Below are 22,998 nucleotides of genomic sequence, written 5' to 3'. Positions count from 1 at the left end.
AGGTGAAGGAAATGGAATTAGTAGAAATTAGACAGGAATTAGAGAAAATGGCTAAGCGATTAGCGGCTTTTAGGGGGTCTCTTTGACCTCCCTACTAAGGAGAAACAAATTGCAGAATTAGAAGAAAAAATGATGGGCGCAGGATTTTGGGATGACCAACAAGGCGCACAAGCTGTAATTAATGAAGCGAATGCGTTAAAAGATATGGTTGGAAAGTTCCGTCAGTTAGATGAGACGTTCGAAAATTTAGAAATCACGCATGAGCTTTTAAAAGAAGAGTATGATGAAGATTTACATGAGGAATTAGAATCAGAAGTAAAAGGCTTAATTCAAGAAATGAATGAGTATGAGCTTCAGTTACTATTAAGTGATCCTTATGATAAAAATAATGCGATTTTAGAATTACATCCAGGTGCAGGTGGAACTGAGTCACAAGACTGGGGTTCTATGTTATTACGTATGTACACACGCTGGGCTGAAAAACGCGGATTCAAAGTAGAAACGGTTGATTATTTACCAGGTGATGAAGCTGGTATTAAGAGTGTAACTTTATTAATTAAAGGTCATAACGCTTACGGTTACTTAAAAGCAGAGAAAGGTGTACATCGTCTTGTACGTATTTCACCATTCGATTCTTCAGGGCGCCGTCATACATCGTTCGTATCTTGTGAAGTTGTACCAGAGTTCAATGATGAAGTTGAAATCGAAGTACGTACAGAAGACTTAAAAATTGATACGTACCGGGCAAGTGGAGCTGGTGGGCAGCACGTAAATACGACAGATTCAGCAGTTCGTATTACACATACACCGACAAATACGGTTGTAACATGTCAGTCGGAGCGTTCTCAAATTAAAAACCGTGAGCATGCGATGAAAATGTTAAAAGCGAAATTATATCAAAAGAAACTAGAAGAGCAACAAGCAGAATTAGATGAAATTCGCGGAGAGCAAAAAGAAATCGGATGGGGTAGCCAAATCCGTTCTTACGTATTCCACCCGTATTCTCTTGTAAAAGACCATCGTACAAATACGGAGGTTGGTAACGTACAAGCTGTTATGGATGGAGAGATTGATCCATTTATTGATGCTTACTTACGTTCTCGTATCTAATAAGCGAAAAAAAGCCAACGAAATTGTTGGCGCATGCTGAGGACAATAGAGGATATAAAGAATATAAAGAATTTGATTCTATTTTTATAGATGAAGTAAAGAGGAAGAGAAGTTGGAAACGACAACTTCTCTTTTTGATGGGATTATATGTAGATTACAATGCTGTATATTGTTTTGTAAAAAGTAGAGAATAGTAAAATAGAGCGGTAATAGGGTAAAGATTTATATAGAACTTTTCTAATTTTCCTTTTAAAAAGGATACTTTATAGAAGTTTTTTAAGTTGTTCACAGAATTGAAACAACTTATGAAAGCTTTATTTTATCAAGGTTCTCACTGTATTTTTGAGGAATATGAAATACACCTTAGTTTTTCTATATAAAGATAATGCTTATAATGAAAATGAGTGTGTTAGGAATAAAAAGAATATCAACAATGGGGAGCGATAGAAGTGAAAAAGAAATTGTTGGCTATTGCGCTAGGGACATCGGTTGTTTTTGCTTTAGGAGCATGCGGAAATAAAGAAGAGAGTAAGTCTTCGAAACAGTCTGCAAGCACAGACAGCGCAGAACAAATTTTCCAAAGAAGTTGTGCGGGATGTCACGCAACAGATTTATCAGGGGCAACTGGACCTGATTTAAGAAAAGTAGGCGGTAAGTACGACGCTGCAGATATCGAAGAGATTATTAAAAAAGGCCGTGGTTCAATGTCACCAGGACTTATTCAAGGTGAAGATGCGAAAAAAGTATCTGAATGGTTAGCTGAACATAAATAAAAAGGTGAAATGGGCGAGTTGATAATATAGTCAGCTCGTTTTCCTTTTTTCTGGTATGTAACATAACTGTAACAAAAATGTATCCAAATTGGAAACCGTTTGATGTTACAATGGGGTTTGTAGAATTTTGCTGAAATATATTACATAGAGTGGTATTGCTTATGAGAAAGCATAAGTAAACTACCTTCAACAAGGATGACTAAATGAAAATGAAGGATGTCTTTTATTTTCAGATGTACAGAAAAGTATTTCGAAAAAAATCATTAAGTATTGGGTGATAAATAATGATAAAAATGACGAATGTTTATAAGGAGTACCCGAATGGTATGAAAGCCATTGCTGGTCTTACAGTTAACATTAAACAAGGTGAATTCGTATACGTAGTTGGACCGAGTGGAGCCGGGAAATCTACATTTATTAAAATGATGTATCGTGAAGAGAAACCATCTACAGGATCTATTAATGTAAATGGACTTACTATCGAAACATTGGCAGAAAGAGACGTTCCGTATTTTCGTCGTCAATTAGGCGTAATTTTCCAAGATTTTAAATTGCTACCTAAATTAACGGTATATGAGAATGTTTCGTTTGCTTTAGAAGTAATTGAAGAAGAACCGGATGCAATTCGTGAGCGTGTAACAGAAGTTCTAGGTCTTGTAGGCCTTGAAGATCGTGCAGACGCACTTCCAAGTGAGCTTTCAGGTGGGGAGCAACAACGTGTGGCTATTGCAAGAGCAATTGTAAATAGACCAAAGGTTGTAATTGCCGATGAGCCAACAGGTAACTTAGATATTGAAACAGCTCTTGATATTATGAATATTTTTACTCGCATTAATGAGCGCGGCACAACGATCGTTATGGCGACGCATAATGCAGATATCGTAAATACAATCCGTCATCGTGTAATCGCGATTGAAGGCGGAAAAATTGTTCGAGATGAGATTGAGGGAGGATACGGATATGAAGGCTAAGACCCTTAGTCGACATTTGCGAGAAGGTGTAAAGAATCTATCACGTAACGGATGGATGACATTTGCTTCTGTTAGTGCAGTAACAGTTACATTATTACTTGTAGGTGTCTTTTTAACAGCGATTATGAATATGAACCATTTTGCGACGAAAGTAGAGCAAGATGTAGAGATTCGTGTACACATTGATCCAGCTGCAAAAGAAGCGGATCAAAAGAAATTAGAAGAAGATATGAGTAAGATTGCAAAAGTAGATTCTATTAAATATTCTTCTAAAGAAGAAGAGTTAAAACGTTTAATTAAAAGCTTAGGTGATAGTGGAAAAACGTTTGAGTTATTTGAACAAGATAACCCACTTAAAAACGTATTCGTTGTAAAAGCAAAAGAACCAACCGATACAGCGACAATCGCGAAGAAGGTTGAAAAAATGCAGTTTGTTAGTAATGTTCAGTACGGAAAAGGACAAGTTGAACGATTATTTGATACTGTAAAAACTGGTCGTAACATTGGGATTGCGTTAATTGCTGGTCTTTTATTCACAGCGATGTTCTTAATCTCTAATACAATTAAAATTACAATTTATGCTCGTAGTACAGAAATTGAAATTATGAAACTTGTTGGTGCAACAAACTGGTTTATTCGTTGGCCATTCTTGCTAGAGGGATTATTCTTAGGAGTATTAGGATCAATTATTCCAATTGGCCTAATTCTAATTACGTATAATTCGTTGCAAGGTGTGTTTAATGAAAAACTTGGCGGAACAATTTTCGAGCTTCTACCATACAGTCCGTTCGTATTCCAATTAGCTGGTTTACTAGTGTTAATCGGTGCTTTAATCGGTATGTGGGGAAGTGTAATGTCAATTCGTCGCTTCTTAAAAGTATAAAAAGTTGCAAACATAATTCGTACAAGCTTATCATATAGTAGAAATAGGTAAAGGCATCACACACTGTGTGATGCCTTTTGCTACACCACCTGTGTGTTTTGGAAAGGGGAATTCCGCATTGAAACGTAGAGTTGCAATTATTGGAATGGTTGTTGCATTTTTAATTGGTGCTGGCGGAATGTTTGCAGGCATGTCTGTATTTGGGGTTAACCCATCAGAAGTAACGCAAACAATTTCGAGTGGGAATGCTAGCACTGCGCAAGGGAATTTGGCAAAAATTAATGAGGCGTATGCACTAATTGATTCACGTTATGTGGAAGACGTGAAAGATGAAAAGTTAGTTGAAGGTGCAATACAAGGTATGTTGTCTACGCTGAAGGACCCTTATTCCACGTATATGGATAAAGAAACAGCCAAACAGTTTAGTGAATCGCTTGATCCCGAATTAGAGGGGATTGGGGCTGAGGTGAACAAGACGGACGGTAAGCTTATTATCGTATCGCCAATTAAAGGTTCACCAGCAGAAAAGATAGGAATTAAACCGAATGACCAAATTTTATCTGTAGATGGAAACAGTGTGAAAGACTTATCACGTGAAGAAGCAGTATTAAAAATTCGTGGTAAAAAGGGAACGACTGTCGCAATTGAAATTAAACGTGCGGGAGTAACTGATCCGATCGTATTTAAAATTAAGCGTGAAAAGATTCCAATCTTTACAGTATTTAGTTCTGTGAAGCAAGAGAGTGGAAAAGATATCGGTTATATGCAAATCACTTCTTTTGCTGAAAATACAGCGAAAGAATTTAAGGATCAGTTAAAAGAGTTAGAGAAGAAAAATATAAAAGGCTTAGTTATTGATGTACGTGGTAATCCTGGTGGCTATTTAAATAGTGTAGAAGATATACTAGGGGAAATTATGACGAATAAAAAGCCGATGCTACAAGTAGAGCAGCGAAATGGTGAGAAGAAGAAATTCTCTACGGAACTGAAAGAGAGAAAACCATATCCAATTTCAGTATTAATTGATAATGGAAGTGCTTCTGCTTCAGAGATTTTAGCGGGTGCGCTAAAAGAAGGAGAAGGATACGATTTAATTGGTGAAAAGACATTTGGTAAAGGTACTGTCCAGCAAGCTGTTCCATTTAAAGACGGCAGCAACATTAAATTAACGATGTTTAAATGGTTAACACCGGATGGGAACTGGATTCATAAAAAAGGAATCGCGCCAACAGTAGAAGTGAAGCAACCAAATTATTATCATGCGACACCAATTCAAATTGAAAAAACACTTTCATACAATTCAAATGATGTACAAGTAAAACATGCTCAAGAAATGCTTAAGAGCTTAGGGTATGTACCAGGTCGTGAAGATGGATACTTTAGTAAAGAGACAGAATCGGCTCTGAAAGCATTCCAAAATGCAAATGAGATGGAAGCGACAGGACAGCTTGATAAAAAGACAGCTGAAGCGATTCAAACTAAAATTATCGAAAAAATTCGTTCTGGAGAAAATGATCTACAATTACAGTCAGCATTAAAATTAATGGCAAAATAAGAAGAAATACAGGCAGTTTGCTGCCTGTATTTTTTTGTGTTAAACAAACGTTTGTTTAGTTATGATAATATAAAAAGAAAGAATGATATAAATGGTGGTGAATGAGTTCATGGAGGCGTGGATTTTTGAAATAATGCGGGCAGTTGGACGTTTTTTCTTACACCCTGCTGTCTATATATTTGTAATAAGTAGTATCTTCGTTGGATACTTACGTATGTTAAGAGAACGAAAAGATTTTTCTTTTAAAGTTTATGATATTTGGTTTGAACTGCGAACCTCTCTATTTGCAGGGATTGGATACGGATTAGTAGTATCTATTGTTACGATTGGGCTTGGACTTGTTGTTTCTAAAGCGAGCTTATGGGCCATTTTAATTTGGACGTTATTATTTGGATTAACGGCTATGTATCGATATTTATCGGCGGCTTATACATTTAGCATTGCGATTGTATGTGTTCTATTATCTTCTAAGCTACCAGTTTCCTTTTTACAGCTTCGAGAAGGTGAAGAGAGTACCATTGTATCCCTTGTTATTTTACTAGGCGTTATGCTTATTGTAGAAGGCTTATTGATTTCTAAAAACGCAGTAGGATATTCGACGCCGAGGATTAGGAAGGGGAAGCGTGGATTAAAGATTGGTTTACACGAATCAAAGCGTTTATGGATCGTTCCTATTTTTATTCTTGTACCGGGTGATGCGGTAACTCAGTTTATTTCATGGTGGCCTGTCGTTTCAATAGGGTCAAATACATATTCTCTATTCCTCGTTCCATTTTTAATTGGATTTATGAGAAAGATTAAAAGTTATGAGCCGACGGAAGCTTTATTATTTACAGGAAGACGTGTTTATGGATTAGCAGGACTTGTGCTCGTTTTAGGAATCGCAAGTTATTGGTGGCACGTACTTGCAATTATCGCAATGGGAGTCGCAATGCTTGGGCGTTTCACAATCTCGATGCAAGAGAAAATTGCCGATGAAACAAGACCAGCATATTTTGCTGCACGCAATGATGGGCTCGTTGTACTAGATACAATTCCAAATACAATTGGAGCAGAGCTAAAATTACTGCCTGGAGAAATTATTACGAAAGTAAATGGAGTCATTCCAAAAAGCGCCGAGGAATTTTATGATGCGCTTCAAACCAAGACTACAGGAGCATTTTGTAAATTAGAAGTATTAGATACAAATGGTGAGCTTCGTCTTGCACAAACTGCATTATATGCTGGTGGACATCACGAATTAGGTATTGTATTCGTTGAACAGGAGCATGAGTGGGATTCGGAAGCGATGTAATAGAAGGAATGGTATCACCTTGTGGTGGTACCTTTTTTGTTTTTGGGGGAGGGGAGAGTAGTTAGTAAATGAAATTTATATCGGCGATTATCCGAATATATCAGCGTAACTTGAAATATATCGGCGATTTTGCAAATATATCAGCGCAACTCGAAATATATCGGCGATTATTCGAATATATCGACTTTCCAGCAAAAAACGACAACTATCGCAAAGCTTATTTTCAGTTTCATAGACGGATAACTTGAATAATTATTTGATAATGGTTATCATTTAGGGAGTCTTTTTAATTTTGGAAAATGGAGGTAAGATATGCTGCGTAAATTTTTCTCGTACTATAAACCGTATAAAGGTTTATTTATACTCGACTTTTCTTGTGCGGTTGTCGCAGGATTATTAGAACTCGGCTTCCCGCTTATCGTAAATCAATTTATTGATAAGTTATTGCCAGGGCAAAACTGGACGCTTATTTTATGGGCTTGTTTCGGTTTACTCGCAGTTTATATGTTAAATGCAGGCTTACAATATGTCGTTACATATTGGGGACATATGCTTGGTGTTAACATTGAAACAGATATGAGGCAGAAATTATTTGATCATATTCAAAAGCTATCATTCAGATTTTTTGATAATAATAAAACTGGTCATTTAATTTCACGCCTTACAAACGATTTAATGGAAATTGGGGAAATTGCTCACCATGGACCAGAAGATCTATTTATCGCCGTAATGACTTTAGTTGGGGCATTCTCATTTATGATGATGATCAACTGGAAGTTAGCGTTATTAACGTTCTTCGTCATTCCATTCCTATTATGGTTAGCACTTTACTTTAATAAAAAAATGACAGGTACATTTAGACGTTTATTCTCAGACGTTGCTGATTTTAATGCATGCATTGAGAACAATGTTGGGGGAATTCGTGTTGTACAAGCATTCGGAAATGAAAAGTTTGAGAAAGAGCAATTTGCTATCAACAACGCTCGTTTCCGTACAACGAAATTAATGGCGTATAAAATTATGGCGTTAAATTCATCGATTAGTTATATGCTCATGCGGCTCGTAACGCTCTTCGTCTTAATATGCGGTACATGGTTTGTTCTGCAAGGAGAATTAACGTACGGTGGATTTATTGGATTCGTTCTATTAACGAATATTTTCTTCCGCCCAATTGAAAAAATTAACGCGGTAATCGAAAGCTATCCGAAAGGAATCGCCGGTTTTAAAAGATATGTAGAGCTTCTTGAAACAGAGCCTGACATTGTAGACTCTAAAGATGCAATGGAAGTTAAACATGTACATGGTGATATTCAATATAACAACATTACGTTCGGATATGAAAATAAAGAACCAATTTTAAATGACATTAGTTTGAAAATACATGCAGGTGAAACGGTTGCGTTCGTTGGACCATCAGGAGCTGGGAAAACGACGTTATGTAGCCTATTACCACGTTTTTATGAGCAATCATCTGGATCAATTCAAATTGATGGGATTGATACGAAAGATATGACATTATCTTCACTTCGTAAGCAAATTGGAATTGTGCAGCAAGACGTGTTCTTATTTTCAGGAACAATTCGTGAAAATATCGCTTACGGAAATTTAAAGGCATCAGAGCCTGAAATTTGGCAGGCAGTAAAACGTGCGCAGTTAGAAGATTTAATTTACTCACAGCCGGAAGGTTTAGATACTGTTATCGGTGAGCGCGGCGTGAAACTTTCAGGTGGACAAAAGCAGCGTCTAGCTATTGCTCGTATGTTCTTGAAAAACCCGCCAATTCTAATATTGGATGAAGCAACTTCTGCACTAGATACAGAGACAGAACTTGCGATTCAAAAATCGCTTGCTGAATTAGCTGTCGGTCGCACAACGCTAGTTATCGCTCACAGACTTGCAACGATTAAAAATGCAGATCGCATCGTCGTTGTAAATAAAGATGGCATTGCAGAACAAGGTTCACATAATGAATTAATTGAGCAAGGCGGAGGATACAGTAGGTTATACGAAGCTCAGTTTAGTTCGTAAATATAATTTGTACTGAATTAGTGCACCATAAGTAGGTAAAAATCTCATATGGGAGGCTATAAAGTATGATTGTAACAACAACGTCTACAATTCAAGGAAAAGAAATTATTGAGTATATCGATATCGTCAATGGAGAAGCGATTATGGGTGCGAATATCGTTCGTGACCTTTTCGCTTCTGTTCGTGACGTTGTCGGTGGTCGTGCTGGCGCTTATGAAAGTAAATTAAAAGAAGCACGCGACATCGCAATGGAAGAGATGAAAACTTTCGCAAGACAAAAAAATGCAAATGCAATTGTTGGTATCGACGTGGATTACGAAGTAGTTCGCGAAGGTATGTTAATGGTTGCGGTGAGCGGGACTGCTGTCCGCATATAAAGTAAAAAGCCGTGCTGATGCACGGCTTTTTGTATTCTATGTCGAAGATTCAATATTTCTTGGGAAATGTGGAAGGCCCCGTCGATATATAGGGAAGACATTAGAGTGCTTCTTTACATTTTTGAATTTGAGTTAATAATTTTGCGTATTCTTGTTCGAGAGATGTGATGTCATCGTGATGATTTGGAATGGAAATCCGGCCGATGACTTCTGTTAATTTTGTTTGTAATCGTAACAATTCTTGCTCAGTAACGTTTACAGAAGCTCCGGTGGTTCTTTTTGTGTATTGCTCGTAATTACCGTGGAAGATTCTTGGTTCACTCTCATCTACTTGTAGAATATGGTCTGCAACAGAGCGAATAAAGGCACGGTCATGGCTAATGAAAAGTATTGTGCCAGGATATTCTTGTAACATGGTTTCTAATTCTTCTTGCGTTGCTAAGTCTAAATAGTTTGTCGGTTCATCTAGCAGAAGCATATTATAGTTTCCTAAAAATACTTTTGCGAGTGCAACCTTCATTCGTTCACCCCCGCTTAGAACGTGCACAGGTTTATGAACATCCTCACGGCGGAATAGAAGTCGTGCAAGTATTGTGCGAACGAATGCTTCTGTATAGTTTGTTTCTTCTAGAACATTTTCTAAAATCGTTTTATCTGTTTTTAAAATAGATAATGTTTGTTCGAAGTATCCAATTTTACAACTTTTCGATAGCTGCATGCCACGCTCGTTTGTGAGAAGCATGTTGAACAAAGTGGTTTTGCCGCTTCCATTTGCCCCTAAAACGGCAAGCTTTGCACCAGGGGCAATAGTTCCATTCATATTTTTAAATAGTGTGCGGTCGCCTATTTTCTTTGTTGCTTTATTGAATTGTACTGCCACCTTACTATGAATGGGAGTATGGTATTGCACGTCAAATTGAGCTTGAGAAAGATCCTTTGGCTTTTCCTTCTTTTCTAGTTTTTCGAGACGTGTCTCTAATGCCTTCGCTGCTTTGCTAACCTGTTCTTGGCCATGAGCCCCACTTAACCTATAAAGTCTAGATTCAGATGAACTGAACCGCGTTGGGATTTTTGTCATGTTAGAAGCACGTTGCTTTCTTTGTAGAATGGATTGCTCTAAACGATTTTTTTCTTGTATATATTGCTCATATTCTGCTTGTTTTTGTATTCGTTCACGTTCTTTTTGTTTTCGATAGTTGGAATAATTCCCTTTATACTCTTGAATAGTACCATCTTCAATTTCAATAATTTTGGTACATATATTATCTAGAAATTCACGATCATGCGATATTAAAACAAGTGCTCCTTTATAAGATGAAAGTGCCTTTTCTAATTGCTCTGTACCGACCATATCTAAGTGGCTTGTTGGTTCATCAGCGAATAAAATGCCTGCATTTTGTTCGAGAGCATGGGCGATCTTTAGCCGCATTCGTTCACCGCCGCTCATTGCGTCGGTAACGTTTGAAATACTCCATTTTCCTTTTGCAAGAGAAGAAGCAGTTTCCGGTAGTTCTTCGCTAAGCTGAGGAATGATGCTGATAGAACTATGATGAGTTACTATGCCTCTGTCAGCTTCTATTTCTTTACTTAATATTTGTAATAACGTAGATTTACCAGCTCCGTTGACTCCGACAATTCCTATGCGATCCTGTGCTTGAATTTCCAGTGATGGTAATGTAAATAGTGTGCGATCACCAAAGCTCTTTTCAATATTACTTGCGAATAAAATAGTCATAAAAAAACCTCCCTAGTTTCACTAGAGAGGATAAACGTCGCCCTTGTATGTAAAAAATCGTACATAAATAAACTATTTTTTACATGATCGTTTCGAAAGAAAGTATCGACAAATGGACAGACTAATCCCCTGCTAGTTTTCATCATTTTTGTTCACTATTTGTGATGGATGAAATAAATAAGAGAATTAGAACTTCATTGGTCAAAGTACCTTCCTTTCATAATATTACTTTTATTGTATGCGCATACAAAAGGGTTTGTCAAACTTATTTCTGTTCGCTATTTTTGAATGTATCATTATACAATTGTGCTTTTGCCAGCGCCTCAGCATCGTTTTTAATTTCATCCAGTCCATTCGCATTCCCAATAACATAACCTTCAAATGAAGAGCCAACAAAATCAAAGATATATTGGAATTGAGCAATAAGCGGTAATGCTTTTACCTTTGGGTTGTCCCCGCCAACGATGACAACATACATTTTTTTGCCTTTCATTTTTTCTTTGAAATGAAGGGATGTATCGCGCAAGCTTTGTGACCAGCGATCAACAAAATTTTTCATATGTCCACTCATTCCGTACCAATATAATGGTGTAGCAAAGATAATCGTGTCGTGTTCTAGCATGCGTTTCGTTAACTGCTCATAGTCATCATTTACGGATTGGAATCCTTCTGCATCATGACGTTGGTCTGTAATAGGATAGACGGTATGATCACGCAAATAAATTTGTTCTGTTTCAATGTCCTCTATCATCATATGTGTTAAAGCTTCTGTATTTCCGTTTTGTCTTGAACTGCCATGTATAACAAACATGTAATCATCCCTTTTCTTTTGCATGTTTTAGGAGTGAAACGTGTTTTTGCAAATTCGTTTGGATGTTGGAAAGCAATGAGATTTGCTTTGTTACTTCATTGAGTTTATCTTCGTAAAGCGTAAGGATACTGCTGCACGGATTGTCGTACAGGTGCGGTTCAATTTCAAGGCAGCGCAGCATCCTTGCCGTCTCTTCTAAATTTAAGCCAATTTGTAAGTACATTTGAATAAGCTCCACTTTTTCGATGGCACTTTCATCAAAATCACGGTAACCATTTGCAAGGCGCTTAGAAGGGAGTAAGCCCTTTTCTTCGTAATGTCTTAGTGATCTTTCACTAACGCCAGTTTCTTTTGATAATTCTCCAATTCGCAATGTATTTCACTCCTTTTACATGTATTGTAAACCTTCACACTAATGTGAAGGTCAACTCTGTTTTTTCGCAAAAGAATCTACATGATTTAAGAACACTTGAATAGCTTTAGACGGAATAAAATATTTGCCGCGCACGATGGAGAACGGACGGATTAGTTGTTCATTTGGAACTTCGACGTGGAATAGTTCTTTTGCTAATAGCTCTTTCCGTACAGTCCAATCAGAAAGGATAGCGATGCCAAGCCCGGCACTAACAGCTTCCTTTACGCTTTGGATACTACTGAATGTAAAGAATCGTTTCATTTTTAAATGGTGTTGATGAATAAAGCGGTCACTATAAGCGCGTGTACCAGAACCACTTTCTCTTAATACCCATACTTGATCTTGGAGTGTACTTTCATTTATTTCATTTGTGCGGAGTAATGGATGATTTGGCGGGACGACGAGCTTCATTTCATCTTGCATAAATGTTTCAACATCTACGTCGGCGTATACGACTTGTCCTTCCACTAGGCCGATATCAATTTGATTAGAGCGAAGGCTTTGCAAAACGTCTTCTGTATTTGAGATGAAAGTATGAACTTCGACGTGTGGATTTTCATTCGCATAGTTAGCCAGTATTTTTGGAAGTAAGTATTCGCCAATTGTAAAACTAGCACCAATGCGAAGTGTTCCTGTTACAACGTTATGTAGTTCATTAATTTCTTGTTTAGCATCTTCGTAAAGAGAGAGCATTTGCTTTGCATGTATATATAATATGTTTCCAGCTTCAGTAACTTGGACGTGCTTCGGGGAGCGTTGAATAAGTGTAGTGCCAAATTCGTTTTCTAAGTTGCGTATATGCATACTTACTCCAGGCTGTGAAAGGTTTAATAATTCTGCTGCACGGGAGAAGTGTTTCTGTTCAACGACAGTAACAAAAATTTTTAAAATGTCTACGTTCATATAATGGGCTCCTTTCTTTTTCTATTATCTTATCATAAGTATTTCTAATGATAGAGATTTGGTATTGGTATTAAACTTATTATAGAAACTCTCTTATAATGTAAGTAGAAAGAACATGCATGTTCCAATACGATTATTGGAGTGGTTCAAAATGGAACAAACACTTGTTATACAAAAGAAGAAGCGTTTTGGATTTTCGCAAGGAATTGGGATTACATTATTAATCGCAATTGCCGCGAAATATTTAGCAGAGCTTCCATTTTTAAATATTATGGGACAATTAGTAATTGCTATTCTAATTGGGATGGTTTGGCGTGCGGCAATTGGAGTCCCTCAAGATGCGATTGCAGGGACGAACTTTGCGAGTAAGAAGTTGCTGCGCTTTGGAATCATCTTACTTGGAATGCGATTAAATCTTGTTGATATTGCGAAGGCAGGGCCGAAAGTATTGGTCATCGCAGCGGTTGTTATTACATTTACGATTTTCGTTGTATATGGACTAACGAAAGTATTTAAGGTAGAAAAGAAACTTGGGATTTTAACAGCATGTGGTACAGCAATTTGCGGGGCGGCAGCGGTCGTGGCAATTGCGCCGCAAGTGAAAGCAAAAGATGATGAAACGGCAGTTGGGGCTGCAATTATTGCTATTTTAGGTACGATATTTACGCTTATTTATACGTTATTATATCCAGTGCTTGGCCTATCTCCATATGGTTACGGTGTATTCTCAGGGGCCACGCTGCATGAAATTGCTCATGTTATCGCAGCTGCGGCGCCAGGAGGAAGTACAGCTGTAGACATCGCAGTTATCGTGAAGTTAACGCGCGTTGCAATGCTCGTACCAGTAGCAATTTTAATTGGATTATGGTTTGGAAAGAGTGAAGGAAGCAAGGAAAAAAGATCGTGGCGCGACCTTCCAATTCCATGGTTCATTTTCGGATTTTTAGCGATGAGTGCAGTGCATTCGCTCGGGATTATTCCAGAAGTTGTTGCGGGATACATTGTTGTCATTGCTTATATGCTAATCGCAATGGCGATGGCAGGACTTGGTTTAAATGTAGAGTTTAAAACGTTCCGTAAGTTAGGAAGCAAAGCGTTCGTGGCGGGGCTGATTGGCTCGGTTTGCTTATCGGTTCTTGGATACGTTCTTGTATATGCGCTAGGATTTATGTAGTAGAGGAGAAAGCTGTTCCCGAAGGTATTTGGGGACAGCTTTTTCTTATGATTATAGTAGCGCTACGGATGTCGATATTTGTCGGTAAGTCGATATATTTGAAAAATCGCCGATATAAATGGAGTTGCGCTGATATATTTGGGAAATCGCCGATATAATTTAAGTTGCGCTGATATAAATTGAATTACTCTTGTACTTTATTAGAGTAGGTGTTCAGTGAAACGTTTTTCTAAAATTTGTAAAGATATCTTTACTTATAACTGGAAAATATTTATAATTTAAGTAAAGATATCTTTACTTTTGAAGGTGGAGCCTATGGGTGTGAAAAATAAAATAAAAGAGTTAAGAAAGCAAAATCATATAACGCAAGTTGAAATGGCAAAGGCGATGCAAGTGACGCGGCAGACGATAGTGGCGATTGAAAACCATCATTACAATCCGAGTCTAGAGTTATCTTTAAAAATCGCCAAGTATTTTGGAGTGAAGGTGGAGGAAATCTTTACGCTGGAGTAAGGGGAGAGAAAATGAACGATAAGTTTGAGAGATTTCAATTAGAGTAAACGTTTAAATATATAAGGATTGGTTTTGATTTATTAATTAGTATCGCATCAACGAGCGTGTTAGCAACAAGGAATAATAGATAGAAAAAGGGGAACTGGGATGGGATTACCGGTGTTATGTGTCGCTACAGCTATATTTTCGCTTCTTTGGGGAATGCAAAACTTTTCTCGTAATCCAGTGCCGAGCATTTGTATTATGATTGGTACTGTAGGTTTATCGTATTATTTATTATTATTAGCCCATTATCATAAAACGGCAACGAGTGTTGTTGTTGGAGCACTTATTTTATTTTGTGGGCGCGCCATACAAAAGGGGTTATTTCCATAAAAGCTGTTTATACACTTTGTATAAACAGCTTTTTGTATTTTTTTTACAAAACGCTTGAAAGTTACGTAACGTCATCTTTTATAATGAGAGGGAAGAGGTGATGGTAGTGATTTCAATACAAGAATTGACGAAAGAAACAGGGGTTACAGTACGTACACTACGTTATTATGATCAAATAGATTTATTAAAGCCGAGCGGAAAAACAGAGGGTGGACATCGGTTATATAGTGAAAATGACGTTATTCGTTTGCAACAAATTTTATTTTTGAAAGAAATGGGATTTTCATTAAAAGAAGCTGCGAATATGTTAGTAAAAGGTGAGCTGGATTTAAAAAATTCGCTTGAAAAACAACTTCGGTTTGTACAGGAAGAACAAAAGAAATTTAATCGAATGGAGCGTATTTTACAAGCAGTTGTTTATTCGGTAGATGTAGAGGGAGAACTTGATTGGAAAGTTATGTTTGAACTTATTCAGCTTTCAAAACAGTCTCCTCGTATACGTGAAATATTTCAAAATGAAGTATTTTCAAAGGAAGAACAAAAATTGCTTCAGAATTTGCCAAATATGAGTGAGGAAGATCCGAATGTTTTAGAATGGGTAGATTTATTAAAGCAATTACGTACTTTTATGAAAGACGGTAAAGAAGTCGCGAGTGATGAAGTACAAGAGGCAACGAAGAAATTACTGCAGAAATGTTTAGAAATGGCTAATGGTGACGAAGCGTTTTTAGATAAGTTATGGGAAGTTAGAAAATCAAAGGAAGATTCACAGAAAATGAGCATGTATCCAATTGAAGAAGAACTTTTAGTATATATGGATGAGGCTTTTCGTATTTATGATGAAAGGGAGAAGGATAAATGAGTATACTCGCAGAATATCGTTGGTATTTTTTAATTGGGGCAGAAATTGTATTTTGGTTATCAGCTATCGGTTTCTTTTTACTTCGCTACGGATTCCGTTTGAAAAGGGCGAGTTTTATTATGGGGATTGTACTCCTCGTAAATGAAGTATTTATTTTAACTTTAGGGGTAGTGGACTATTATCAAACAGGAAAGTTCTCTAACTTTCAGATTATTACTGTAATCATTTTATTATATGCAGTTTTCTACGGGAAAAAGGATTTAAAGAAGCTTGATATATTTGTACAAAAATCAGTTGCGAAATGGCGTAATGAACCGGCGCCTATTATTGAAGAACAGGTAGAATTAACAGGTATGGCCTATGCAAAGCAGGAAATAAAAAATTGGGTATTACATCTTGTTTTATTCGTTGGTGTGCACATATTCTTTTTCTTCGCGTATGGATTTATTCCATTTGAACAATGGGGTAATTGGTTAGAATCGGGAATCGTTTTAAATAAAGCTGCAAGTCGCGTGAGTCAAGTGTGGGCGATTATATTTTTAGTTGATACAGCGATTTCATTTTCATATGTGATTTTTCCGAAGAAGGAGAAAGGAAAAGAAAAGCTACTTTCATAGTTGAAAGTAGCTTTTCTGGTATACAAATAATTTTTATAGGAGAGGATGACAATAGGAAAAAGAACCAGTTTTATAAGTCTATTTCTCTTTAGTTTAGTAGCATGTTCACCATCTAGCACTACAATTGATAAGAAGAATGATGTCATTGTAAAGGGAGCAGGAATTCTCAATCTAGATAAATTTGAAAAGTTCGTTTTGAATGTCGAGCAAAGGGAAGTTGATAAAATAAGAATTGTACAGTATACCCTTGAAGGGGACCCGATTTTTCAAACGTTAGAGTATAGTGGGAACGATATATTTTATGTGTCAGATAATAGAAAAGACAAATTTGCTGGGAAGGATAAAGGGTTACATAAAGATAGTTGTAAAGGTATTGTTAAAGAGCAGCGCGAATCAGAAAGTACTTATCGGTTAATAGATTGTATGAATGAAGCTGGGCGCAATGGATATGACTTAGTATATGTACCTAAAAAATAGAATTAGTAGAGGAAGGAGGTATTTACTCCTTCCTTTTTCTATGTGTATATTGTCGAAAATTTTACCGAATATCTGTTCGTTTTTTTAGGTTTTTTATAGGTATTCGTGGTAAAATAATAATACAGATTTTTATGAGGAGGTCGGATTTTCTTGGAACGTCAATTTGAAATTGTCTCAGCGTATTCCCCGCAAGGTGATCAGCCGGTAGCTATAGAGAAGCTTGTAGAGGGAATTAATAGTGGAAAGAAAAAGCAAGTGTTGCTTGGAGCGACAGGAACGGGTAAGACATTTACGATTTCAAATGTCATTAAAGAAGTGCAAAAGCCAACACTTGTTATGGCTCATAATAAAACGTTAGCAGGGCAGTTATATAGTGAGTTGAAAGACTTTTTCCCGAATAATGCAGTTGAATATTTTGTTAGTTACTACGATTATTATCAGCCAGAAGCGTATGTACCACAAACAGATACGTTTATTGAAAAAGATGCGCAGATTAATGATGAAATTGATAAATTGCGTCACTCGGCAACGTCTGCATTATTTGAACGGGACGATGTAATTATCGTTGCGAGTGTTTCGTGTATATATGGCTTAGGTTCTCCAGAAGAATACCGCGAGCTAGTTGTTTCGCTTCGAGTTGGTATGGAAAAAGACCGTAATCAATTGCTTCGTGAACTTGTTGATGTACAGTATGGACGTAATGATATTGATTTCAAGCGTGGTACATTCCGTGTACGCGGAGATGTAGTTGAAATCTTCCCAGCATCACTTGATGAGCATTGTATTCGAATTGAGTTTTTCGGTGATGAAATCGATCGTATTCGTGAAGTAAATGCGTTAACAGGTGAAGTATTAGCAGAACGTGATCATGTAGCAATTTTCCCAGCATCTCACTTCGTTACACGTGAAGAGAAAATGAAGGTCGCTATTGAAAATATCGAAAAAGAATTAGAAGAACGTTTAAAGGAGTTAAATGATAACGGTAAGTTGTTAGAAGCGCAGCGTATAGAGCAACGTACACGTTATGATTTAGAAATGATGCGCGAGATGGGCTTTTGTTCAGGTATTGAAAACTACTCCCGTCATTTAACACTTCGTCCAGCGGGGGCAACGCCGTATACGTTATTAGACTATTTCCCGAAAGATTTCTTAATTGTTATGGATGAGTCGCACGTATCAGTACCACAAGTAAGAGCGATGTATAACGGTGACCAAGCACGTAAACAAGTGCTTGTGGATCATGGATTCCGTCTGCCATCGGCTCTAGATAATAGACCGCTTATGTTTGATGAGTTTGAAGAGAAAACAAATCAAGTTATTTACGTTTCAGCAACGCCAGGACCGTACGAGTTAGAGCAGTCACCAGAAGTAATAGAACAAATTATTCGTCCAACAGGGCTTTTAGATCCACCAATTGATATACGACCAATTGAAGGGCAAATTGACGATTTATTAGGAGAGATTCAAGATCGTATTGCAAAAAATGAACGTGTATTAATTACGACTTTAACGAAGAAAATGTCAGAGGATTTAACGGATTACTTAAAAGATGTAGGAATTAAAGTTAACTATCTTCACTCTGAAATTAAAACGTTAGAACGTATTGAAATTATCCGTGATCTTCGCCTCGGTAAATTTGATGTACTTGTCGGCATTAACTTATTGCGAGAAGGATTAGATATTCCGGAAGTATCACTTGTAGCTATTTTAGATGCTGATAAGGAAGGATTTTTGCGTTCAGAACGTTCATTAATTCAAACAATTGGTCGTGCCGCGCGTAATGAAAACGGCCGCGTTATTATGTATGCAGATCGTATAACGAAATCTATGGGGATTGCGATTGAAGAAACGAAGCGTCGTCGTAGTATACAAGAAGCTTACAATGAAGAGCATGGTATTACACCGAAAACGATTCAAAAAGGCGTTCGTGATGTTATCCGTGCAACGACAGCTGCTGAAGAGACAGAAACATACGAAGCAACTCCTTCTAAGAAAATGACGAAAAAAGAGCGCGAAAAGACAATTGCGAAGATGGAAGCAGAGATGAAAGAAGCAGCAAAAGCGTTAGACTTCGAGCGTGCAGCTGAACTAAGAGATTTACTATTAGAATTAAAAGCGGAAGGGTGAAAAAAGTGAGTAAGAGCAAGGATTTTATCGTTGTAAAAGGTGCTAGAGCACATAACTTAAAAAATATTGATGTAACCATTCCGAGAAATCAGCTTGTCGTTGTAACGGGATTGTCTGGTTCGGGGAAATCATCATTAGCATTTGATACGATTTATGCAGAAGGGCAGCGCAGATACGTAGAATCATTATCTGCGTATGCGCGCCAGTTTTTAGGACAAATGGATAAGCCGGATGTGGACACGATTGAAGGATTGTCACCAGCGATTTCAATCGATCAAAAAACGACGAGTCGTAATCCACGTTCAACTGTCGGAACGGTAACGGAGATTTATGATTATTTACGTTTATTATTTGCGCGAATTGGTACGCCAATTTGTCCAAATCATGGGATTGAAATTACATCACAAACAGTAGAGCAGATGGTAGACCGTGTTCTTGAATATCCTGAACGTACGAAATTACAAGTGTTAGCTCCTATCGTGTCTGGGCGTAAAGGTGCACATGTGAAAGTACTTGAAGATATTAAGAAGCAAGGATATGTTCGTGTACGTGTTGATGGTGAAATGCTTGATGTATCTGAGGATATTACGTTAGATAAAAATAAGAAGCATTCCATTGAAGTTGTAATTGACCGTATTGTTGTAAAAGAAGGAATCGCAAGCCGTCTTGCTGATTCACTTGAAAGTGCATTAAAGCTTGGCGGAGGCCGAGTGTTAATTGATGTAATGGGAGAAGAGGAACTTCTATTTAGTGAACATCATGCTTGTCCGCATTGTGGTTTTTCAATCGGAGAATTAGAGCCGCGTATGTTCTCATTCAACAGTCCGTTCGGAGCATGTCCTTCTTGTGATGGACTTGGTTCAAAGCTAGAGGTAGATTTAGAGCTTGTTATCCCGAACTGGGATTTATCGTTAAAGGAACATGCGATTGCGCCTTGGGAACCGACAAGCTCACAATATTACCCGCAACTTTTACAATCTGTATGTAATCATTATGGCGTTGATATGGATGTGCCTGTGAAAAATATACCGAAAGATTTATTTGATAAAGTGTTATACGGAAGCGGTGAAGAGAAGGTTTATTTCCGCTATGTAAATGAATTTGGTCAAGTAAAGGAAAATGAGATTTTATTTGAAGGTGTTATTCCAAATATTGAACGTCGTTATCGTGAAACGAGTTCTGATTATGTTCGTGAGCAAATGGAAAAGTATATGGCAGAACAAGCTTGTCCGAAGTGTAAAGGTGGACGCTTAAAGCCTGAGAGCTTAGCTGTATTTGTTGGCAATAAAACGATTGCTGACGTAACGAAGTATTCAGTTCAAGAAGTACAAGAATTCTTCTCGAATGTAGAGCTAACGGAGAAGCAACAAAAAATAGCTCATTTAATTTTAAGAGAAATTCAGGAGCGCGTTGGGTTCTTAGTGAACGTTGGTTTAGATTATTTAACGTTAAGTCGTGCCGCAGGAACTTTATCAGGTGGTGAGGCGCAGCGTATTCGTTTAGCGACGCAAATTGGTTCTCGTCTAACTGGCGTACTTTATATTCTTGATGAACCTTCAATTGGTTTACACCAGCGTGATAACGATCGTCTTATTCGTACATTGCAAGAAATGCGCGATTTAGGTAATACGTTAATTGTTGTTGAACATGATGAAGATACGATGATGGCTGCTGACTATTTACTTGATATAGGGCCTGGTGCAGGTATTCACGGTGGACAGGTCGTTTCAGCAGGGACGCCGGCTGAAGTGATGCAAGATGATAATTCATTAACAGGGAAGTATTTAAGCGGTAAAGAGTTTATTCCAGTTCCACTTGAAAGACGTAAAGGTGATGGACGTAAAGTAGAGATTGTCGGCGCAAAAGAGAATAACTTAAAGAATGCGAAAATGTCATTCCCGCTTGGTACGTTTGTAGCGGTAACAGGGGTATCTGGTTCTGGTAAAAGTACGATGATTAATGAAGTACTATATAAATCGCTAGCTCAAAAGTTATATAAAGCGAAAGCGAAGCCAGGTACTCATAAAGAGATTAAAGGTCTTGAACATTTAGATAAGGTAATTGATATTGATCAATCACCAATCGGTCGTACACCACGTTCTAATCCAGCGACGTATACAGGTGTATTCGATGATATTCGTGATGTGTTTGCACAAACGAATGAAGCGAAAGTGCGCGGATATCAAAAAGGACGTTTCAGCTTTAATGTAAAAGGTGGACGTTGTGAAGCGTGCCGTGGTGATGGAATTATTAAAATCGAAATGCACTTCTTACCAGACGTATACGTTCCGTGTGAAGTTTGTCATGGTAAACGTTACAACCGTGAAACGTTAGAAGTGAAATATAAAGATAAGAATATTTCTGAAGTGTTAGGGATGACAATTGAAGATGGAGTAGAGTTCTTCGCTAATATCCCAAAAATTAAGCGTAAACTTCAAACGCTTGTAGACGTTGGGCTTGGTTATATGAAATTAGGTCAACCAGCAACAACATTATCTGGTGGGGAAGCACAGCGTGTGAAATTAGCCTCTGAATTACACCGTCGTTCTACAGGACGTACGTTATACATTTTAGATGAACCAACGACTGGTTTGCATGCGCATGATATTGCACGTCTTCTAGAAGTGCTGCAACGTCTTGTTGAGAGCGGTGAGACGGTACTTGTAATTGAACATAATTTAGATGTGATAAAAACAGCTGATTATATAGTTGACCTTGGACCAGAGGGTGGAGATAAAGGTGGACAAATCGTTGCTTCCGGAACGCCAGAGCAAGTAGTGAAAGAAGAGCGCTCGTACACAGGTAAATATTTAAAAGAGATTTTAAATCGTGATAAAGCAAGAATGAAAGAGAAAATAAAAGAAGTAGAATTATCGCAATAAGTTTATTGATGAAAACCGGGTGGAAATGACGCTCGGTTTTTATTGTATAGGGGGAGAAGATGAAGTTTTTAGAGGTGTTAAGGAAGAAAAATATGAAAGTAAGAGAGTTTCAAAGTTGGGGTGTATATTTTCGAAAGCGCTGGGAGGATCACTTTGCAAATCATTTAAGTGATGAAGAAAAAGAAGACATTTTTCTTTATGGAGATAAGTATGGATGTGGGTATCTTTGGCACATATTTAGTTATGAGAAAAAGAAGTGTTTAGAGGGTAAAGAAGCAAAGAACGCGTTTCATAATGAAGTGAAAAAGGATTGCTACATTTTCTACCAACACTGTGATGAGGTACTGTTAATAAAGGATGCGAGTTTGTTACATATGGATGATATATTGTGTGAGAGGGACGATGCGTATAAAGGTGATATCTATATTGTAGATAAAGAGTTCACTTGGACTTTTGTAAAAACTCATGAACATAGATGGTGCGGCCCTTATTTTACTAAGAAATGTTAGTAGGTATACAAGCATGAAAGATAGAATAAGTTGATATAAGTGTTCGTATCATACTTGCGTTTATTATCTATTAGCGTATGATGAAATATATATGTTTAAAAGGATGTGTAACGAAATGAGATGGATTGTATCACTTCTTGTAAATAGCGTTGTGTTAATCGCTGTATCGGGACTTTTAAAAGGGATTGCACCAGATGCATTTTACGTAGCAAATATACAAACTGCAATTATTGCGAGTATTATATTGGCGGTTTTAAATGTGTTCGTAAAGCCGTTTTTAATTTTAATTACGCTACCAATTACTGTTGTAACTTTCGGCTTCTTCTTAATTGTTATTAATGCGATTACGTTAAAAATAGCAGATTCATTATTAGGAGATGCTTTTAATATATCAGGATTTGGTGTAGCGATTGTTGCGGCAATTTGTATTTCAATTTTTAATATGATAATTGAAAAGGCAATTGTTGAGCCTCTATATGAAAAAAAGAGAAAGTGACAAAAAGAAAAACATTTCATTATTCGTATGAAATGTTTTTTTCTATTTATTAGAAACCGTATTTCTTGTTTTCAGAAAAAAATGGTACAATATCCGATAGAATGGAATTTT

The 22,998-nt window shown here is 37.3% G+C and carries 22 protein-coding genes; 18 read left to right on the top strand and 4 right to left on the bottom strand.

The genetic code is table 11. The annotated features are described in order from the left end of the window. Positions 1-11: 11 nt before the first annotated feature. The 8 genes from prfB to AB6801_RS13340 all read left to right on the top strand — a co-directional run bounded on the left by prfB (position 12) and on the right by AB6801_RS13340 (position 8,991). Positions 12-1,110, top strand: a protein-coding gene (gene prfB, locus AB6801_RS13375) for a peptide chain release factor 2 (RefSeq protein ID WP_096001716.1) whose coding sequence is annotated in 2 segments (ribosomal slippage) — positions 12-83 and positions 85-1,110 — 1,098 coding nt in all. Because the reading frame shifts where the segments join, the coding sequence is not laid out codon by codon here. Positions 1,111-1,559: 449 nt separating this feature from the next. Continuing rightward, a complete protein-coding gene (cccB, locus tag AB6801_RS13370; protein WP_000727971.1) occupies positions 1,560-1,883 on the top strand; it encodes a cytochrome c551 in 324 nt (107 codons plus the stop codon). Positions 1,884-2,167: 284 nt separating this feature from the next. After that, on the top strand, positions 2,168-2,854 hold the full coding sequence (ftsE, locus tag AB6801_RS13365) for a cell division ATP-binding protein FtsE (RefSeq protein WP_000594321.1): 687 nt from the start codon (positions 2,168-2,170) through the stop codon (positions 2,852-2,854). After that, positions 2,844-3,737, top strand: coding sequence for a permease-like cell division protein FtsX (gene ftsX / locus AB6801_RS13360; protein WP_000645027.1), 894 nt, complete (start codon positions 2,844-2,846; stop codon positions 3,735-3,737). Before ftsE ends, ftsX begins: the two co-directional genes overlap by 11 nt. Positions 3,738-3,855: 118 nt before the next feature. Next, a complete protein-coding gene (locus AB6801_RS13355) occupies positions 3,856-5,292 on the top strand; it encodes a S41 family peptidase (protein ID WP_000830313.1) in 1,437 nt (478 codons plus the stop codon). A gap of 109 nt (positions 5,293-5,401) precedes the next feature. Next, the gene (locus AB6801_RS13350; protein WP_000388615.1) at positions 5,402-6,586 is read left to right on the top strand and encodes a PDZ domain-containing protein; all 1,185 of its coding nucleotides are present in this window, start codon (positions 5,402-5,404) and stop codon (positions 6,584-6,586) included. A gap of 312 nt (positions 6,587-6,898) precedes the next feature. Beyond that, complete coding sequence (locus AB6801_RS13345; RefSeq protein WP_087948322.1) at positions 6,899-8,614, top strand: ABC transporter ATP-binding protein; 1,716 nt, start codon at positions 6,899-6,901, stop codon at positions 8,612-8,614. A 65-nt stretch (positions 8,615-8,679) separates the two neighbouring features. Beyond that, positions 8,680-8,991: a heavy metal-binding domain-containing protein gene (locus AB6801_RS13340; RefSeq protein WP_000637523.1), complete on the top strand. Its 312-nt coding sequence runs from the start codon at positions 8,680-8,682 to the stop codon at positions 8,989-8,991. Between the two features lie 100 nt (positions 8,992-9,091). Here AB6801_RS13340 and abc-f read toward each other — a convergent pair whose 3' ends face one another. The 4 genes from abc-f to AB6801_RS13320 all read right to left on the bottom strand — a co-directional run bounded on the left by abc-f (position 9,092) and on the right by AB6801_RS13320 (position 12,855). Further along, a complete protein-coding gene (gene abc-f, locus AB6801_RS13335) occupies positions 9,092-10,726 on the bottom strand; it encodes a ribosomal protection-like ABC-F family protein (protein ID WP_087948321.1) in 1,635 nt (544 codons plus the stop codon). Positions 10,727-10,991: 265 nt separating this feature from the next. Continuing rightward, a complete protein-coding gene (locus tag AB6801_RS13330) occupies positions 10,992-11,537 on the bottom strand; it encodes a flavodoxin family protein (protein WP_000497612.1) in 546 nt (181 codons plus the stop codon). Positions 11,538-11,541: 4 nt separating this feature from the next. Further along, positions 11,542-11,910 carry a MerR family transcriptional regulator gene (locus tag AB6801_RS13325; protein WP_001219199.1) on the bottom strand — a complete coding sequence of 123 codons (369 nt, stop codon included), beginning with the start codon at positions 11,908-11,910 and terminating at the stop codon, positions 11,542-11,544. Between the two features lie 51 nt (positions 11,911-11,961). Next, on the bottom strand, positions 11,962-12,855 hold the full coding sequence (locus AB6801_RS13320; RefSeq protein ID WP_001099987.1) for a LysR family transcriptional regulator: 894 nt from the start codon (positions 12,853-12,855) through the stop codon (positions 11,962-11,964). A gap of 151 nt (positions 12,856-13,006) precedes the next feature. On the opposite strand from AB6801_RS13320, the gene AB6801_RS13315 reads away from it, so the two are divergent. The 10 genes from AB6801_RS13315 (at position 13,007) to AB6801_RS13270 (ending at position 22,887) form a co-directional block, all read left to right on the top strand. Then, entirely contained in the window at positions 13,007-14,029 is a 1,023-nt protein-coding gene (locus AB6801_RS13315; RefSeq protein ID WP_000438439.1) for a YeiH family protein, read from the top strand. A gap of 315 nt (positions 14,030-14,344) precedes the next feature. Further along, positions 14,345-14,542: a helix-turn-helix transcriptional regulator gene (locus AB6801_RS13310; protein ID WP_000538364.1), complete on the top strand. Its 198-nt coding sequence runs from the start codon at positions 14,345-14,347 to the stop codon at positions 14,540-14,542. Positions 14,543-14,689: 147 nt separating this feature from the next. Further along, entirely contained in the window at positions 14,690-14,917 is a 228-nt protein-coding gene (locus AB6801_RS13305) for a hypothetical protein (RefSeq protein ID WP_000524139.1), read from the top strand. Between the two features lie 100 nt (positions 14,918-15,017). Next, positions 15,018-15,779, top strand: coding sequence for a MerR family transcriptional regulator (locus tag AB6801_RS13300; protein WP_000260336.1), 762 nt, complete (start codon positions 15,018-15,020; stop codon positions 15,777-15,779). Further along, positions 15,776-16,396, top strand: a complete 621-nt coding sequence (locus AB6801_RS13295; RefSeq protein ID WP_000025225.1) for a hypothetical protein — start codon at positions 15,776-15,778, stop codon at positions 16,394-16,396. The genes AB6801_RS13300 and AB6801_RS13295 overlap by 4 nt, the downstream gene beginning before the upstream one ends. Before the next feature lie 45 nt (positions 16,397-16,441). After that, entirely contained in the window at positions 16,442-16,873 is a 432-nt protein-coding gene (locus tag AB6801_RS13290; protein ID WP_000152001.1) for a DUF4362 domain-containing protein, read from the top strand. 150 nt (positions 16,874-17,023) lie between these two features. After that, complete coding sequence (gene uvrB, locus AB6801_RS13285) at positions 17,024-19,000, top strand: excinuclease ABC subunit B (protein ID WP_000441055.1); 1,977 nt, start codon at positions 17,024-17,026, stop codon at positions 18,998-19,000. A 5-nt stretch (positions 19,001-19,005) separates the two neighbouring features. Further along, positions 19,006-21,882 carry an excinuclease ABC subunit UvrA gene (gene uvrA, locus AB6801_RS13280; protein WP_000045576.1) on the top strand — a complete coding sequence of 959 codons (2,877 nt, stop codon included), beginning with the start codon at positions 19,006-19,008 and terminating at the stop codon, positions 21,880-21,882. A 59-nt stretch (positions 21,883-21,941) separates the two neighbouring features. Further along, positions 21,942-22,391, top strand: coding sequence for a DUF4275 family protein (locus AB6801_RS13275; protein ID WP_000670205.1), 450 nt, complete (start codon positions 21,942-21,944; stop codon positions 22,389-22,391). A gap of 115 nt (positions 22,392-22,506) precedes the next feature. Continuing rightward, complete coding sequence (locus tag AB6801_RS13270) at positions 22,507-22,887, top strand: phage holin family protein (RefSeq protein WP_001267308.1); 381 nt, start codon at positions 22,507-22,509, stop codon at positions 22,885-22,887. Positions 22,888-22,998: the final 111 nt, after the last annotated feature.

Origin of the sequence: Bacillus sp. RCC_6_1, assembly GCF_041360755.1 — a bacterium.
GTDB classification, from domain to species: domain Bacteria; phylum Bacillota; class Bacilli; order Bacillales; family Bacillaceae_G; genus Bacillus_A; species Bacillus_A cereus.
The sequence above is the reverse complement of the archived record's forward strand: the minus strand, read 5'-3'. Positions and strand labels throughout refer to the sequence as shown.